This is a genomic window from Dietzia massiliensis (assembly GCF_018390595.1).
GTDB lineage: Bacteria > Actinomycetota > Actinomycetes > Mycobacteriales > Mycobacteriaceae > Dietzia > Dietzia massiliensis.
Genome location: NZ_JAHBAV010000140.1, coordinates 1 through 594, shown reverse-complemented (window position 1 = coordinate 594; position 594 = coordinate 1). Strand labels below are relative to the sequence as shown.

Here is a 594-nt window from a genome sequence, read left to right as displayed (position 1 = left end):
GGCCAGTACTGGTCGAGCATGAGCCGCACCTCGTGCAGCACCGAGGGGACGGTCGACAGCGCGGCGGCGCCGGTGAGCCGCTCGGAGTCGTCGCCGATCAATCCGTCGATGGTCAGCGCCAATTCGTCCGCGGTGATCTCCGATTCGGTGCGAATCCGCCACTGCTGCACGACGTTTGCGTGCTCCTTGGCGCCCGATATGAGCCCGACGACGGTGTGGGTGTTACGGACGTCGATCGCCAGCAGCACGGCTACCGCGCAACGATCCGGGGATCCAGCAGCTCGGCCGCGTCTTCGGGCACGAACGCCGGGTCGTGGCCGAGGTCGACCGGTTTGTTGTCGGCGTCGACGAAGACGATCCGCGGCCGATACGCCCGGGCCTCCGCCTCCTCCATGGTCCCGTACGCGATCAGGATCACCAGGTCGCCCGGGTGGACGAGATGCGCCGCGGCACCGTTGATCCCGATCACGCCGCTGCCGCGTTCGCCGGTGATGGCGTAGGTGACGAGGCGGGCGCCGTTGTCGATGTCGACAATGGTCACCTGTTCGCCTTCGAGCAGGTCCGCCGCGTCCATCAGATCGGCGTCGATGGTCA

Annotated in this window: 2 protein-coding genes; both read right to left on the bottom strand. The window is 67.7% G+C overall.

Annotated elements, in window-relative coordinates; genetic code table 11:
* A partial coding sequence (locus tag KHA85_RS16525) for a type III pantothenate kinase (protein ID WP_213186631.1) occupies positions 1–248 on the bottom strand: 248 nt, incomplete at its 3' end.
* Between the two features lie 2 nt (positions 249–250).
* The coding region (panD, locus tag KHA85_RS16520; protein ID WP_103826759.1) for an aspartate 1-decarboxylase at positions 251–594 on the bottom strand (344 nt) is incomplete at its 5' end.